The organism is Streptomyces flavochromogenes, assembly GCF_000717595.1.
GTDB lineage: Bacteria > Actinomycetota > Actinomycetes > Streptomycetales > Streptomycetaceae > Streptomyces > Streptomyces flavochromogenes.
Map to the genome: position 1 here is coordinate 1 of NZ_JNZO01000003.1, position 13,720 is coordinate 13,720.

Below are 13,720 nucleotides of genomic sequence, written 5' to 3' on the forward strand. Positions count from 1 at the left end.
GAGCGTCTGGAGGAGTCCGGGGAGCGGGCCGCGACCGAGCGGCGCCATCTGACGTACTACCGGGAACTCGCCCGCACCACCGACCCCGAACTCCGCGGCTCCGGGCAGGTGGCCGCCATCGCCCGCTTCGGGCGCGAGTACGGCAACATCCGGACCGCCCTGCGCCGGGCCGTCGACGCCCACGACGAGGACGAGGCCCTCGTCCTCGTCCACTCCCTGCTCTGGTACTGGCAGATGCGCGACCTGCGGACCGACGCCCTGCACTGGGCGCGGGCGGCCGCAGCCCTCGGACCCGACCCGTTCACCCCGCCCGCCGCCCCCGTCGTCCCCCTGCACGAGCCGTGCACGGCCACGCCGCCGCCGCTCTCCGAGGAACAGCGCTGGGAGGCCCGGCGCGGGGTGCGACTCGTCGAACTCCTCAACATGGACCACGACACCGGGCGGTGGACCCGCCCGGAGGGCGTGCACCGGCTCCGCGAGATGACCGGCGTCTACACGCCGGGCCTGCCGCAGACCTGCCGGCTGCCCGGCTCCTTCGCCGTCTTCGCGGTCCTCATCATCGGCGAGGCGGGCCGGCTGCGCGAGCTCCTCGACGCGACCGTCGACGCCTGCCGTCGCCACGGCTACACCTGGGAACTCGGCAACGCGCTCCAGATGCGCGCCAACATGTCCGCCAACCGGTCCGACATGGCCCGCAGCGCGAGCGCGGACGCCGACGAGAGCCTGGAGATCTTCGAACGGCTCGGCGACGCCTGGGGAGCGGCCGAGGCGCTGTCCTCCCGCGCGGAGTCCCGTGAGCGCCGGCTCGAGTTCGACGGCGCCGCCGCGGACTACGTCGCGGCCATCGGCTACGCGGAACGCATCGGCGCCCAGTCGCAGATGGCCCTGCTGCGGGCCCGGTACGCCAGTGTCCTGGTCGAGACCGGGCGGATGGAGGAGGGCGAGGCGATCCTCCGCGAGATCGTCGAGGGGGGCACCAGCCTGGGGCACGAACCGCTGCTCGGCGCCCGGCTGTTCCTCGGCCTCGCACTCGGCCGCAGCGGGCGCTTCGACGAGGCCCGGGAGCAGCTGAACGAGCTGCGGAAGGAGTTCAGCTCCGAGACGCTCTCGCTCTTCGAGGGCTTCGCCATCGGCAGCCTGGGTTGGCTCGATGTCGTCGAGGAGCGGTACGCATCCGGGTTCGCCCTGGTCAAGGAGGCGTACGAGCGCTCCCTGAGCGATCTCTCGCTGATGGTGGCACCGCAGATGCCCTCGGTGCACCTGGCCGTCGCGGCCTGGGCCCTCGCGGGTCTCGGCGGGCCCGTGGCGCGGACGGGCGGGGTGCTGCTCGGGGCGGCGGAGGCCCTGTTGCCGGCGGGTCACCTGTCGCTGTCGCTCGAAGTGGACAACCTGCGGCGGGCGACGGAGCTGACCCGGTCCGTGCTCGGCGACGACGCGTTCGATGCGGCGCACGCGGAAGGCGGCGGCCTCTCCCTGGAGGAGGCCGCCGCCCTGCTCGGTCGCGCCGCCGACGCGATCAGTGAGCGCGCCGAGTCCTGAACCCCCGTGGTGGACTCAGGTCTTCTTGCGGAACTTGGTCACCGCCAGGGGCGCCGTGACGACCGTGATCACGAGGGCCCAGCCGAGGGTCATCCACACCGAGTGGGCGACCGGGCCGCCGTTGATCAGGTTGCGGGCGGCGTCGGCGAGGTTGGACAGCGGGTTGTAGTCGGTGAAGGTCTCCAGCCAGCCCGGCATCGAGGCCGTCGGGGCGAAGATCGAGGAGCCGAACTGCAGCGGCATCAGGACCAGCATCGCCATGCCCTGGACGGCCTGGGCGGTCTTCAGGGTGAGACCGAGCAGGATGAAGATCCACATCAGGGACGCCCCGAAGACCATCGAGAGACCGATGGCGGCGAAGAGGTGCAGCACCGAGGTGTGGATCTCCAGCCCGAGCAGGAACCCCATGCCGAGCAGGATCGCGGTGGCGATCAGCATCCGGCCGACCTCGACGACGATCTTCGCGATCAGGACGGAGGACCGGGCGATCGGCATCGTCCGGAACCGGTCCATGACCCCCTTCTTGAAGTCGTCGTTGATGCCGACACCCACGGCCATCGCGATGTTCATGCCCATCATCGCCATCAGGCCGGGCGTCACGTAGTTCACGTAGACGTCGTTGTTGCCCTTGCCGGAGATCGCGCCGCCGAAGACGTACACGAAGAGCAGGATGAAGATGATCGGCATCAGGACGGCGTCGAACATCGACTCCGGGTCCTGCTTGATCTGGAGCGCGTTGCGACGGGCGAGGGCGCCGATGTGCCGCAGGTTGGCGCGGAGCCCGATCCGGCCCTCGGCGACGGGCGCGAGGCGCGCGGCCGCCGGACTCGGGGCTCCGACGGGGGACTTGGTGACCGTGGTCGTGCTCATGCGGCGACCTCCTCGTTGATCTCGTCGGAAACGGTGGTCTTCTGGCCGGTGATGGCCAGGAACACCTCGTCCAGGCTGGGCAGGTGGGTGCCGATGTGCGCGATGCCGAAGCCGCGGGCGCCGAGCAGGGACACGACGGCGGTCAGCTGCTGGTCGGTGAGGATCGGCACGTACAGCGCGCCCTCGTCGGCCACGACGGTCGACCCGGCGACCCCGTCGAGGCCGGTCTCGCGGAGCGCGGCGGCCATCGCGGGCAGCCGGCCCGGGTCCACCGGGCGGACCTTCAGGGTCCGGCCGCCGACCTTGGCCTTGAGCTCGTCGACGCCGCCCTGGGCGATGACCTTGCCCTTGTCGATGACGGTCAGCTCGTTCGCGAGCTGCTCCGCCTCCTCCATGTACTGGGTGGTGAGGAGGACGGTGACGCCCTCGGAGACCATCCGCTGGACCTCGTCCCACACCTCGTTGCGGGTGCGGGGGTCGAGACCGGTGGTCGGCTCGTCCAGGTAGAGGACGGCCGGCTGGCCGATCATCGAGGCGGCGAGGTCGAGCCGCCGCCGCATGCCGCCCGAGTAGTTCATGGCGGGCCGCTTGGCGGCGTCGGTGAGGGAGAAGCGCTCCAGCATCTCGTCGGCCCGGCGGCGGGCGTCGGCGCGGGAGAGGTCGAGCAGCCGCCCGATCATGTACAGGTTCTCCCAGCCGGACAGCTTCTCGTCGACCGAGGCGTACTGACCGGTGAGCCCGATGGTGCGGCGCAGCTGGCGGGGGTGCCTCACCACGTCGTACCCGGCGACGGTGGCGGTCCCGGCATCCGGGACGAGGAGGGTGGAGAGGCAGCGGACGAGGGTGGTCTTCCCGGCGCCGTTCGGGCCGAGCACGCCGAGGACGGTGCCCTCCCGTACGTCCAGGTCGACCCCGTCGAGGGCCTTGGTGTCGCCGAAGTGCTTCACGAGGCCCCGGACCTCGACGGCGTTGGTGTGTGATCGCGTCATGGCCCCCACTAGACCAGGCGCCACCGACAATCCTCCGACAGACGACCGACAGCCCGCCGATGGGGGATGTCGGCGGGCTGTCGGGTGGTGCCGCAGTGGCTCTGAGGGCCTGTCGCGACTAGTGGAAGGTGTGCTCCTCGGCGGGGAACGCCCCGCCGCTGACGTCCTCGGCGAAGGCGCGCGCGGCGTCGCCGAGCGTCTCGCGGAGGTTGGCGTACTGCTTGGTGAAGCGCGGGACCTTGCCGCCCGTCAGACCTGCCATGTCGGTCCAGACGAGCACCTGGGCGTCGGTGCCGGCGCCCGCGCCGATCCCGATGGTCGGGATGTGCAGCGAGCGGGTGACCTCGGCGGCCAGCTCGGCCGGTACGAGCTCCAGGACGACCGCGAACGCGCCCGCGTCCTGCGCCGCCTTCGCGTCGCGGAGGAGCTTGTGCGCGGCCTCGTCGGAGCGGCCCTGCACCCGGTAGCCCATGGTGTTCACGGACTGCGGGGTGAGGCCCAGGTGGGACATCACGGGGATGCCGGCCTGGACGAGCAGCTCGGTCTGGGGCAGCGAGCGCTCGCCGCCCTCCAGCTTGATCGCACCGACGCCCGCGTCCTTGACCAGCCGGGTGGCGTTGCGCAGGGCCTGGACCGGCCCTTCCTGGTACGAACCGAAGGGGAGGTCGCCGACGACGAGGGCGCGCTTCGTGCCCCGGACGACGGCGGCGGAGAGCAGCGTCATCTCGTCCATCGTGACGGGCACGGTGGTGTCGTAGCCGAGGTGACAGTTGCCCATGGAGTCCCCGACGAGGATCACCGGGATGCCGGCCTCGTCGAAGACGGACGCGGTCATCGCGTCGTAGGCGGTGAGCATGGGCCACTTCTCGCCGCGGGTCTTGGCGGCGGCGATGTCGTGGACGGTGATGCGGCGCGTGCCCTTGCCGCCGTACAGCGCCTTGCTGCTGTCGGCGGGCGGTTTCTGGGCAGCCTGAAGCGTCATGGTGCACGGCTCCTTGTGTCATCTCGAGGCGCCCTGACGGCGTCCCCGGACCACATCCATGGTGGCACTTGGCGGGGCGGGCGGGGAAGTGGGCCGGAGTGGCGCTGTTCACACCGGCGCGCCGGGCGGTCGTTCAGCGCCCGCAACGTAAAGGCTCGGTCAGGAATTTCGATACGAGACGGTCTCGTATCGAAATGCCTCTAGGGTGGTGGGCATGTCACAGCCGTCCTCCGCATCCGCAGCATCCGCCGTGCCCCCAGGGCCCCGGATCCCCGAGGCCGTCCACCGGCGCCGCTGGGCCGTCCTCGGCGTCCTGATGCTCAGCCTGCTGATCGTCGTCCTCGACAACTCGATCCTGAACGTCGCCGTCAAGACGATCGCCGCGCCCGCGCCCACCGGCATCGGCGCCACCCAGAGCGAGCTGGAGTGGGCGATCAACTCCTACACGCTCGTCTTCGCCGGCCTCCTCTTCACCTCCGGCCTGCTCGGCGACCGCCTCGGCCGCAAGAAGGTGCTGCTCTTCGGCATCACCGTCTTCGGCATCGGCTCCGCCCTCGCCGCGCTCTCCGGCTCCCCGGGCGAGCTCATCGCCTTCCGGGCCGTCATGGGCCTCGGCGCCGCCTTCGTCATGCCCGCGACGCTCGCCGTCCTCATGAACGTCTTCGAGCGCGACGAACAGCCCAAGGCCATCGGCATCTGGGCCGGCAGCGTCGGCCTCGCCATCGCGATCGGCCCCATCACCGGCGGCATCCTGCTCGAACACTTCTGGTGGGGATCGATCTTCCTCATCAACGTGCCGGTCGTGCTGCTCGCCCTCGCCCTGATGATGTGGCTGGTCCCCGACTCCCGCGACCCCAGGCCCGGCCGGATCGACATCCCCGGCGTGCTGCTCTCCGTCGTCGGACTCGTCCTCCTCGTCTACGGAATCATCCGCGGCGGCGAACTGGCCGACTTCACCGACGTCACCGTCCTCGCCCCGGTCCTCGGCGGTCTCGCCGTCCTGGTCCTCTTCGTCCTCCACGAGCGGCGCAGCGACCACCCGGCGATCGACATGACGTACTTCAAGAGGCCCGCGTTCTCGGCGGCCGTCGCCGCGATCGCGCTCGTCTTCTTCGCACTCATGGGCGTGACCTTCTTCTCCGCCTTCTACCTGCAGAGCGTCCGCGGCTACAGCGCCCTGCAGTCCGGGCTGCTCATCCTGCCGCTGGCCGTCGCGCAGATGGTGTTCGCGCCCCGCGCGCGGCTCGTCGTCGAACGCTTCGGCGCCAAGGCCGTCTGCACCGCCGGCATGCTGCTCGTCGCCCTCGGCCTCGCGGCCTTCGCCTTCTTCGACGCCTCGACCCCGGTCTGGGTCATGGAGGTCGTCTTCTTCGTCCAGGGCGCGGGAATGGCGCACATCATGCCGCCCGTCACGGTCGCGATCATGCAGGCGCTGCCGCGTGAGAAGGCGGGATCGGGCTCGGCGATCAACAACACCTTCCGCCAGGTCGGCGGTGCGCTCGGCGTCGCCGTCCTCGGCTCGCTGCTCTCCTCCACGTACCGCGGCGAGATCGAGGGGCACCTTGGCGGGGTCCCCGAGGCCCTGCGCGCCACGGCGGGCGAGTCCGTCGAGGCGACGCTCGCGGTCGCGGAGAAGCTCGGCCCGGCCGGCCGGGACCTGGTGGCCCCGGCGTACGACGCCTTCCTGGACGCCATGCACGTCACGGCGCTCGCCTCGGCGGTGATCGGCCTGATCGGCGCGGTGGTGGTCGCGGTCTTCCTTCCGGGCCGTACGCCGACGGGCACCGCGGGCGCCCCGGGACCGGGGGCCCCGGGACCGGGTGCGGCGGGTCCGGCCGAGGCGGGTCCGGGTGCCGCGGGACCGGGCGAGGCGGGTCCGGGCGAGGCGGGTCCGGGTGCCGCGGCGCCCGCGACCGGCCAGGGCGATGACACCCGGCGGGGCTCGGTGCCGGGTCAGGCGTCCGAGGCGGGAGAATCGGCCCGACGGTAGGACACCCGGCGCCGAAGGCGCCGCCGGCGTCCGAGGGCCCGAACGAGAGGTGGAGCGCACGTGTCGCGGCAGGACGGCGGGACCCCCGGAACCCCGGAAACCCACGACGGCGGGGCCGTGGCCGGCGCCGCCACCGGGGCCACGCCCGGCGCCCGGCGGGGCCGGCCCCGGAGCGAGGGTGTCGAGCAGGCCGTCTTCGACGCGGTCGTCGGGCTCCTTGACGAGGGCGTCCCCCTCGCCGAGCTGTCCATCGAGCGGATCGCCCGCACCGCCGGGGTCGGCAAGGCCACCATCTACCGACGCTGGACCGGCAAGGAGGAGCTCTTCGTCGACCTGCTCCGCTCGGTGGAACCCCCGGACCCGGTGCTCTCCGGCACCTCGGTCCGGGGCGACCTCGTCGTCCTCCTGGAGTCGCTGCGCGAACGCGGCGTAGCCAAGCGGACCTCCAGCCTGCTCCACAACGTGTTCGCGCAGATGCAGCTGTATCCCCGGCTGTGGGAGGTCTACCACCACACCGTCATCGAACCGCGCCGCCGCCTCAGCCTGGACACCGTGCGGCGCGGGATGGAACAGGGGGAGATCCGCGACGACCTCGACATCGAGTTCGTCACCGACCTCCTCACGGGACCGCTGCTCCTGCGCACCGTCATCCGCCCCGGCGCCTCCCTGGAACCCGGACTCGCCGAGCGCGTCGTCGACACCGTGATGGAGGGCCTCCGGCCCCGGGACTGACCGCTGCCCGCACGTCAGGGCCCGATCCGGCCAAATGTGCGCGTTCTGTCACAGCCCGCCCGAGGGCGCCACCTGCAGGAACCCGCCACGCCGTAGCTGTCGTCCCACCGGACGTACGACGACCCCGTCATCCCCTAGTGTCGACGTCGGGTCACGGAGCAAGACGGCAAGACAGCACGGCAGCAAGGCAGTGAGGACGGGCGATGGCGCGGGTGGACATGACGGAGACCGAGCAGGGCGGCACGGGGAACGAGCCCCCGACCTCCTCCCGCTTCCGGACCGCCCTCGGCGGACTGCGCCGCGACCCCGGGATCTGGCGCCGCGGCATCCTGCTCGCGCTCTTCGCGGTGGCCCTCACCCTGCTGATGGTCCTGCACGCCGACATCCCCAACCGGATCGGCAACCTCGGCAGCCTCACCGAGACCTTCCTGCCCTGGCTCGGCCTCTTCGTCCCCCTCCTCCTCGTCCTCGCCCTGCTGCGCCGCTCCGCGACCGCGCTGATCGCCCTCGTGCTGCCGGCCGTGGTGTGGCTGAACCTCTTCGGCGGGCTCGTCGCCGACAAGTCCGCGGCCGGCGGCGACCTGACCGTCGCGACCCACAACGTGAACGCCGACAACCCGGACCCCGCGGGCACCGCCGAGCAGCTCGCCGCGTCCGGCGCCGACGTCCTCGCCCTGGAGGAACTGAAGGGCGACATGGTCCCGGCGTACGAGAAGGGCCTGGCGAAGGCCTACCCGTACCACTCCGTCCAGGGCACGGTCGGACTCTGGAGCAAGCTGCCCCTGCGCGACCCGCAGCCCGTCGACATCCGGATGGGCTGGACCCGCGCGATGCGCGCCGATGTCGTGACGCCCAAGGGCGAGGTCGCCGTGTACGTCGCCCACCTGCCGTCCGTCCGGGTCAAGCTGAACGCCGGCTTCACCGCCAACCAGCGCGACGCCAGCGCGAACGCCCTCGGCGAGGCCATCTCCGACGACCGCCACGAGCGGATCGTCCTCCTCGGCGACCTCAACGGCACCATGAACGACCGCGCGCTCAACGGCATCACCTCGCAGCTCCGCTCCACCCAGGGCGCGGCGGGCGACGGCTTCGGCTTCAGCTGGCCCGCCTCGTTCCCGATGGCCCGTATCGACCAGATCCTGGTCAAGGGCGTCGAGCCGATGTCGTCCTGGGCCCTCCCGGAGACCAGGAGCGACCATCTCCCGGTCGCGGCGCGCGTGAAGTTCTGACGAGGCGGCGCCGCATAGCACACGGTCGAAATCTCCTCTTCACTCCCCGGAAGCCGCCGGGAAGAAAACATCTGAGAGCCTTTGTTCCGTTGAAGAACTATCTTCCGGAAAGGCCCTTCCCATGCCCCTGGCGCTGCTCGCGCTCGCCGTCTCCGCCTTCGGCATCGGCACCACCGAATTCGTGATGATGGGCCTGCTCCCGCAGGTCGCCGACGACCTCGGCACCTCCGTCCCCACCGCCGGGTACCTCGTCTCGGCGTACGCGATCGGCGTCGTCGTCGGCGCCCCGCTGCTCACCGCCCTCGGCTCCCGCGTCCCGCGCAAGCGGATGCTGCTCCTGCTCATGGCCCTCTTCACGGTCGGCAACCTGGCCTCCGCGCTCGCCCCCGGCTTCGGCTGGCTGATCGCCGGCCGGGTGCTCGCCGGGCTCCCGCACGGCGCGTTCTTCGGGCTCGGCGCGGTCGTCGCCGCCCGGCTCGTGCGCGAGGGCCGCCAGGCGCGGGCGGTGGCCACGATGTTCCTCGGCCTGACCGTCGCCAACATCCTCGGTGTACCCGCCGCGACCCTCCTCGGGCAGCACCTCGGCTGGCGCGCCACCTTCCTCGTCGTCTCCGCCATCGGGCTGCTCGCCATGGCCGCGCTCGCCCGCCTCGTACCGCACGTCCCCGTGGACGAGCGGCAGAGCCTGGGCCGCGAGGTACGGGCGCTCGGCCGCCCGCAGGTGCTGCTCGGGCTGCTCACCGCCGTCTTCGGCTTCGCGGGCGTCTTCGCCGTCTACTCCTACCTCGCCTCGATGACCACCGAGGTGATGGGCTTCGGCGACTCCACCGTCACCGTCGTCCTCGCCCTCTTCGGCCTCGGCATGACCGGCGGGGCGCTCGCCGCCGGCCCGCTGACCGACCGGGCGCTCCGCCCGACGCTGTACGGCTCGCTCGCCGCCCTCGTCCTCGCCCTGGTCGCCTTCCGCTTCACGATCCATGTGCCCTGGCTGGCCCTGGTGACGGTCGTGGTGCTCGGCGCAGTCGGCTTCATGACCACCACCCCGCTCCAGATGCTGGTCATGAACAAGGCCAAGGACGCCCCGACGCTCGCCTCCGCCTCCAACCACTCCGCCTTCAACCTCGCCAACGCCGGAGGCGCCTGGGCCGGCGGCGCCGCCGTCGCCGCAGGCTGGGGCTGGACGTCACCGGCCCTGGTCGGCGCGGGCCTCACGGTGGTGGGCCTGGCGATCGCGGCGGTGGCGGGCCTCCTCGACCGCGACCGGGGCACGGGGGAGGGGGCCTCACGCGTCGTCGCGCAAAGCCCCCTCGCCGAAGGTCCCCCCGCTGCCGGGAACCGGGTCAGTTCGTCGTCTCCCGCCAGTGGTTCGTGATCGGCAGGCGCCGGTCCTTGCCGAAGCCCTTCGCCGAGATCTTGGTGCCCGGCGGGTACTGGCGCCGCTTGTACTCCGCCGTGTCCACCATCCGCAGCGTCCGCGTCACCAGTTCCTCGTCGAACCCGGCGGCCACGATCTCGTCCCGGCCCCGGTCCTGGTCCACGTACAGGGCGAGGATCGCGTCCAGGGTGTCGTAGTCCGGCAGCGAGTCCGTGTCGACCTGCCCCGGGCGCAGCTCCGCGCTCGGCGGCTTGCTGATCGAGCTCTCCGGGATCGGCGGGGTCTGGCCGCGCTCCTCGGCCGCCCGGTTGCGCCAGCGCGCCAGCCGGAACACGGTCGACTTGTAGACGTCCTTGATGGGCCCGAACGCACCGACGGAGTCGCCGTACAGCGTCGAATAGCCCACCGCCAGCTCGGACTTGTTCCCCGGCGCGAGGACGATGTGGCCCTCCTGGTTGGAGAGCGCCATCAGCGTCGTGCCCCGCAGCCGCGACTGGAGGTTCTCCTCGGCGAGGCCGGTGAGGCCGAGCGAGCCCATGTACGCGTCGAACATCGGCTCGATCGACACGGTGCGGTAGTGGAGCCCGGTGCGGCGGGCCAGCTCGGCGGCGTCGCCGCGCGAGTGGTCGGAGGAGTACTTCGAGGGCATCGACACCCCGTACACGTTGTCCGAGCCGAGCGCGTCGCAGGCGATGGCGGCGACGAGCGCCGAGTCGATGCCCCCGGAGAGGCCGACGAGCACCGAGCGGAAACCGTTCTTCGCGACATACGCCCGGACCCCGATGACCAGCGCCGAGTACACCTCCTCGTCGTCGTCCAGCCGGTGCGCGTAACCGCCCGTCAGCTCCGGCTCGTACGCCGGCAGCGGCTCCTCCGAGAGCACCACGCGGTCGATCGTCAGCCCGTCGTTCACCAGGCCCTCCGGCGCCTCGGACTCGGCCGCCGGCAGCTCCAGGTCCAGGATCACGCTGCCCTCGACGAACTGCGGCGCCCGCGCGATCACTTCGCCGTGCGCGCCCACCACGATCGAGTCGCCGTCGAAGACCAGCTCGTCCTGGCCGCCCGTGCTCGCCAGGTACGCGGTCACGCACCCGGCCTCCCGGGCCCGCCTGCGGACCAGTTCGAGGCGCGTGTCGTCCTTGTCCCGCTCGTACGGCGAGGCGTTGACCGACAGCAGCAGCCCCGCCCCCGCGTGACGCGCCGCCGGGACCCTGCCCCCCTCCTGCCACAGGTCCTCACAGATCGCCAGGGCCACGTCGACCCCGTGGACCCGGACGACCGGCAGGGTGTCGCCCTGGACGAAGTAGCGGTACTCGTCGAAGACGCCGTAGTTCGGCAGGTGGTGCTTGGCGAAGCGCAGTACCACCTCGCCCCGGTGCAGCACGGCGGCGGCGTTCTCCGGCGAACCGGCCGGACGGCCGAGCTTCGGCTCCGCTCGCTCGGAGCGGTCCAGATAGCCGACGACGACCGGCACCTCCCCGAAGCCCTCGTCCGCGAGCCGGCGGGCGAGACCGCGCAGGGCCGCCCGAGACGCCTCGACGAACGAGGAACGCAGTGCGAGGTCCTCGACGGGGTATCCGGTCAGCGCCATCTCGGGAAACGCGACGAGATGCGCGCCCTGTCCGGCGGCGTGCCGGGTCCAGTGCACGATCGCCTCGGCGTTCCCGGCGATGTCTCCGACGGTCGAGTCGATCTGATTCAGGGCGAGGCGTAGTTGAGGCACCCGGCCAGTGTAATCGTCAAACCGACGCGATGTCCTGGGAAACGGGGCGTGACCCGTTCCTCCCGGCCGGCATGCGATCCCGCCGCACCCGATCGATCATGGCTCCCATGGCTCCCGAGACCCTCACTGACGACCGGGCAGAACCGGGCCCGGTCCACCCCGGCCACCGGCAACCCTCCGGCACGCCGTAGCGTCAGACCCACTATGCCCGGAAACGTGACGCGAGCCTCGGCCGTCCTGCTGGCCCTCGGCGCGCTCGCGTACACCGCATGGGTCCTCGAGGTCCCCCTCCGCACGGGGCTCGACCCGGTCCGGACGTACGTCTCGGAACTGGCGGCGTCGGACCAGCCGTTCGGCACCTTCTTCCGGGCGACCGACCTGGTCTCGGGTGTGCTGGTCCTGGCGGGAGCGGTGCTGGGGTGGGCGGGGACGAGGCGCCCGGAGGCGAGGAGGCCCGGTCACGCGGGGACGCCGGAGACCGGCCGGACCCCTCGGATCCGCGACCCCTGGGCGCTCGTCGGCTGGGGCGCGCTCGCCCTCTTCGGCGCCGCCACCGTCGCCGACTCCCGCCTCCCGCTCAGCTGCGCCGCGACCGCCGACTCCGAGTGCGCCGCGCGCGAGACCGCCGGGCTCGTGCCCGCCACCCATACGGCCCATGCCTTCAGCTCCGGTCTCGCCATGACCGGCGCCCTCGTCGCCCTCGTCGCGCTGACCGTGGCCGCCCGCCGGTACGGCCGCCGGCGGCCCCTCGCCCGAACGGGCCCGGTCGTCGTCGCCCTGGAGCTCGCCGCCACCGTCTGGACCCTCGCCGCCGTCGCCGCCTTCGAGGCGGGGACGGGCACCTGGGCGCTCGGTGCCGGTCAGCGGCTCCAGGTGCTCCTGGTGGCGGTGTGGCTCGCGGTCCTGGCGTACTCCCTCGCGACGTCCCGCCCCACCGCGAAGGAGGAGCGATGACCGGACGGCCGGCCTTCGTACGGGTCGACGGCGTCGCCCACCACGTCGTCGTCGAGGGCTCGGGACCCGTCTGCGTGCTGAGCGCGGGACTCGGAATGAGCTGGTTCGACTGGGACCCGGTCCTCCCGCTCCTCGCCCCGTACCGTACGGTCGTCCGCTTCGACCGCCCCGGACACGGCCTCTCCCAGCCCGCCGCCGGCCCGCCCACCGCCGCCGGCGAGGCGAACCGGATCGCCGCTCTCCTCGACGCGCTGGGGCTCCCCGGCCCCGCCACCGTCGTCGGGCACTCGATCGCCGGGTTCCACGCCGAGGCCTTCGCCCGGCTCCACCCGGACCGGACCGCCGCGCTCGTGCTCGTGGACTCGTCGGTGGAGGAGCACCCCCGGGTGAGCGCCTCCCCGGGGTTGTTCGCGGATGTCCTGGGCGCCGCCCTGTCCGCCGCCGGAGTCCCGGCCGCCCTCGGCCCCGCGGTGCGCCGTGCGGCCGTACGCCACGACCCGGCCCCCGCCGCCCTCGTCCACCGCGTCTACCGCACCTCACGCGTCCTGCGCGGCACCCTCTGGGAGAACGCCCACTACGGCGCCGTCGCGGCCGGACTCCTCGCCCTGCGCACCACGCACCCGCTCCCGCCGGACCTCCCCGTCACCGTCCTCGCCGCCCCCGACGGTTCGGCCCGCTGGGAACGACGCCAACGCGCGCTGGCCCGACGGCTCGGCGCCCGCTACGACGCGGCCGAGCCGTCGGGCCATCTGGTCATGAAGGACCGCCCGGAAGCGGTCGCGACCGTGATCCTGCGATCCGGTCAGGAAGGTGCGTAGACGCTCTCGCAGAACGCCTTGAGCTGCTCGTCCGACAGATGCTGGGCCAGATCGGCCTCGCTGATCATGCCGACGAGCCGCTTCTCCTCGATGACGGGCAGCCGACGGATCTGGTGGCCCTGCATCTCCTCCAGGACCGCGCCCACGTCCGCGCCCGACTCGACCCAGCGGGGGGTGCCCTTGGACATCTCGCCACAGGTGATCTTCGAGGGGTCGTGGCCCATGGCCACACAGCCGACCACGATGTCGCGGTCCGTGATGATGCCGCAGAGCCGTTCGTTCTCGTCGGCGATGGGCAGCGCGCCGACGTTCAGGTTGCGCATCATCTGCGCGGCGCGGTCGAGCGTCTCGTGAGCCGGGATCCACTGGGCCCCGGGGTGCATGATGTCCTTCGCCGTGGTCATGGGGTGCGTACCTTTCGTCCGACGTGCTCACACGTACGTCCCCGAGCCCCACCCATTGTCGGCGCGCGGACCGACCGCCGCGACTTGTCGGCGTACGACACGGCCCCCGCGACCG

The 13,720-nt window shown here is 72.3% G+C and carries 11 protein-coding genes and 1 pseudogene; 7 read left to right on the forward strand and 5 right to left on the reverse strand.

The window, feature by feature from the left end; all coding sequences use genetic code 11:
- Positions 1-1,539: pseudogene (locus IF00_RS0103800) on the forward strand (AfsR family transcriptional regulator); the annotation flags it as partial.
- 15 nt (positions 1,540-1,554) lie between these two features.
- On the opposite strand, the gene IF00_RS0103805 reads toward IF00_RS0103800, so the two are convergent.
- From IF00_RS0103805 to panB, 3 genes are all read right to left on the reverse strand, one after another.
- A complete protein-coding gene (locus tag IF00_RS0103805) occupies positions 1,555-2,409 on the reverse strand; it encodes an ABC transporter permease (RefSeq protein WP_030314171.1) in 855 nt (284 codons plus the stop codon).
- The gene (locus IF00_RS0103810) at positions 2,406-3,398 is read right to left on the reverse strand and encodes an ATP-binding cassette domain-containing protein (RefSeq protein WP_030314173.1); all 993 of its coding nucleotides are present in this window, start codon (positions 3,396-3,398) and stop codon (positions 2,406-2,408) included. Before IF00_RS0103810 ends, IF00_RS0103805 begins: the two co-directional genes overlap by 4 nt.
- 118 nt (positions 3,399-3,516) lie before the next feature.
- A complete protein-coding gene (gene panB, locus IF00_RS0103815; protein WP_030314175.1) occupies positions 3,517-4,380 on the reverse strand; it encodes a 3-methyl-2-oxobutanoate hydroxymethyltransferase in 864 nt (287 codons plus the stop codon).
- A gap of 214 nt (positions 4,381-4,594) precedes the next feature.
- Here panB and IF00_RS0103820 point away from each other — a divergent pair, with 214 nt between their 5' ends.
- The 4 genes from IF00_RS0103820 (at position 4,595) to IF00_RS0103835 (ending at position 9,703) form a co-directional block, all read left to right on the forward strand.
- Positions 4,595-6,370 (forward strand): MFS transporter, encoded by a 1,776-nt coding sequence (locus IF00_RS0103820; RefSeq protein WP_030314176.1) that lies wholly within the window; start codon positions 4,595-4,597, stop codon positions 6,368-6,370.
- 60 nt (positions 6,371-6,430) lie between these two features.
- A complete protein-coding gene (locus IF00_RS0103825; protein WP_078944532.1) occupies positions 6,431-7,102 on the forward strand; it encodes a TetR/AcrR family transcriptional regulator in 672 nt (223 codons plus the stop codon).
- A 203-nt stretch (positions 7,103-7,305) separates the two neighbouring features.
- A complete protein-coding gene (locus IF00_RS0103830) occupies positions 7,306-8,331 on the forward strand; it encodes an endonuclease/exonuclease/phosphatase family protein (protein ID WP_030314178.1) in 1,026 nt (341 codons plus the stop codon).
- Between the two features lie 121 nt (positions 8,332-8,452).
- Entirely contained in the window at positions 8,453-9,703 is a 1,251-nt protein-coding gene (locus IF00_RS0103835; protein ID WP_030314179.1) for an MFS transporter, read from the forward strand.
- Here the strand turns inward: IF00_RS0103835 and IF00_RS0103840 are convergent.
- A complete protein-coding gene (locus tag IF00_RS0103840; protein WP_030314180.1) occupies positions 9,672-11,429 on the reverse strand; it encodes an NAD+ synthase in 1,758 nt (585 codons plus the stop codon). The two genes, IF00_RS0103835 and IF00_RS0103840, sit on opposite strands and share 32 nt — an antisense overlap.
- A 204-nt stretch (positions 11,430-11,633) precedes the next feature.
- On the opposite strand from IF00_RS0103840, the gene IF00_RS0103845 reads away from it, so the two are divergent.
- Positions 11,634-12,383, forward strand: coding sequence for a DUF998 domain-containing protein (locus IF00_RS0103845; protein WP_030314182.1), 750 nt, complete (start codon positions 11,634-11,636; stop codon positions 12,381-12,383).
- Positions 12,380-13,201: an alpha/beta fold hydrolase gene (locus IF00_RS0103850; protein ID WP_030314184.1), complete on the forward strand. Its 822-nt coding sequence runs from the start codon at positions 12,380-12,382 to the stop codon at positions 13,199-13,201. Before IF00_RS0103845 ends, IF00_RS0103850 begins: the two co-directional genes overlap by 4 nt.
- Here IF00_RS0103850 and IF00_RS0103855 read toward each other — a convergent pair.
- Positions 13,186-13,605, reverse strand: coding sequence for a CBS domain-containing protein (locus IF00_RS0103855; RefSeq protein ID WP_030314190.1), 420 nt, complete (start codon positions 13,603-13,605; stop codon positions 13,186-13,188). The two genes, IF00_RS0103850 and IF00_RS0103855, sit on opposite strands and share 16 nt — an antisense overlap.
- Between the last annotated feature and the right edge of the window lie 115 nt (positions 13,606-13,720).

Bases quoted from the DNA above. Each gene is read 5' to 3' on its own strand.
- IF00_RS0103810 (WP_030314173.1), bottom strand. From the start codon at position 3,398: ATGACGCGATCACACACCAACGCCGTCGAGGTCCGGGGCCTCGTGAAG.
- IF00_RS0103845 (WP_030314182.1), top strand. From the start codon at position 11,634: ATGCCCGGAAACGTGACGCGAGCCTCGGCCGTCCTGCTGGCCCTCGGC.
- IF00_RS0103820 (WP_030314176.1), top strand. From the start codon at position 4,595: ATGTCACAGCCGTCCTCCGCATCCGCAGCATCCGCCGTGCCCCCAGGG.
- IF00_RS0103855 (WP_030314190.1), bottom strand. From the start codon at position 13,605: ATGACCACGGCGAAGGACATCATGCACCCCGGGGCCCAGTGGATCCCG.
- IF00_RS0103835 (WP_030314179.1), top strand. From the start codon at position 8,453: ATGCCCCTGGCGCTGCTCGCGCTCGCCGTCTCCGCCTTCGGCATCGGC.
- IF00_RS0103850 (WP_030314184.1), top strand. From the start codon at position 12,380: ATGACCGGACGGCCGGCCTTCGTACGGGTCGACGGCGTCGCCCACCAC.
- IF00_RS0103830 (WP_030314178.1), top strand. From the start codon at position 7,306: ATGGCGCGGGTGGACATGACGGAGACCGAGCAGGGCGGCACGGGGAAC.
- IF00_RS0103805 (WP_030314171.1), bottom strand. From the start codon at position 2,409: ATGAGCACGACCACGGTCACCAAGTCCCCCGTCGGAGCCCCGAGTCCG.
- panB (WP_030314175.1), bottom strand. From the start codon at position 4,380: ATGACGCTTCAGGCTGCCCAGAAACCGCCCGCCGACAGCAGCAAGGCG.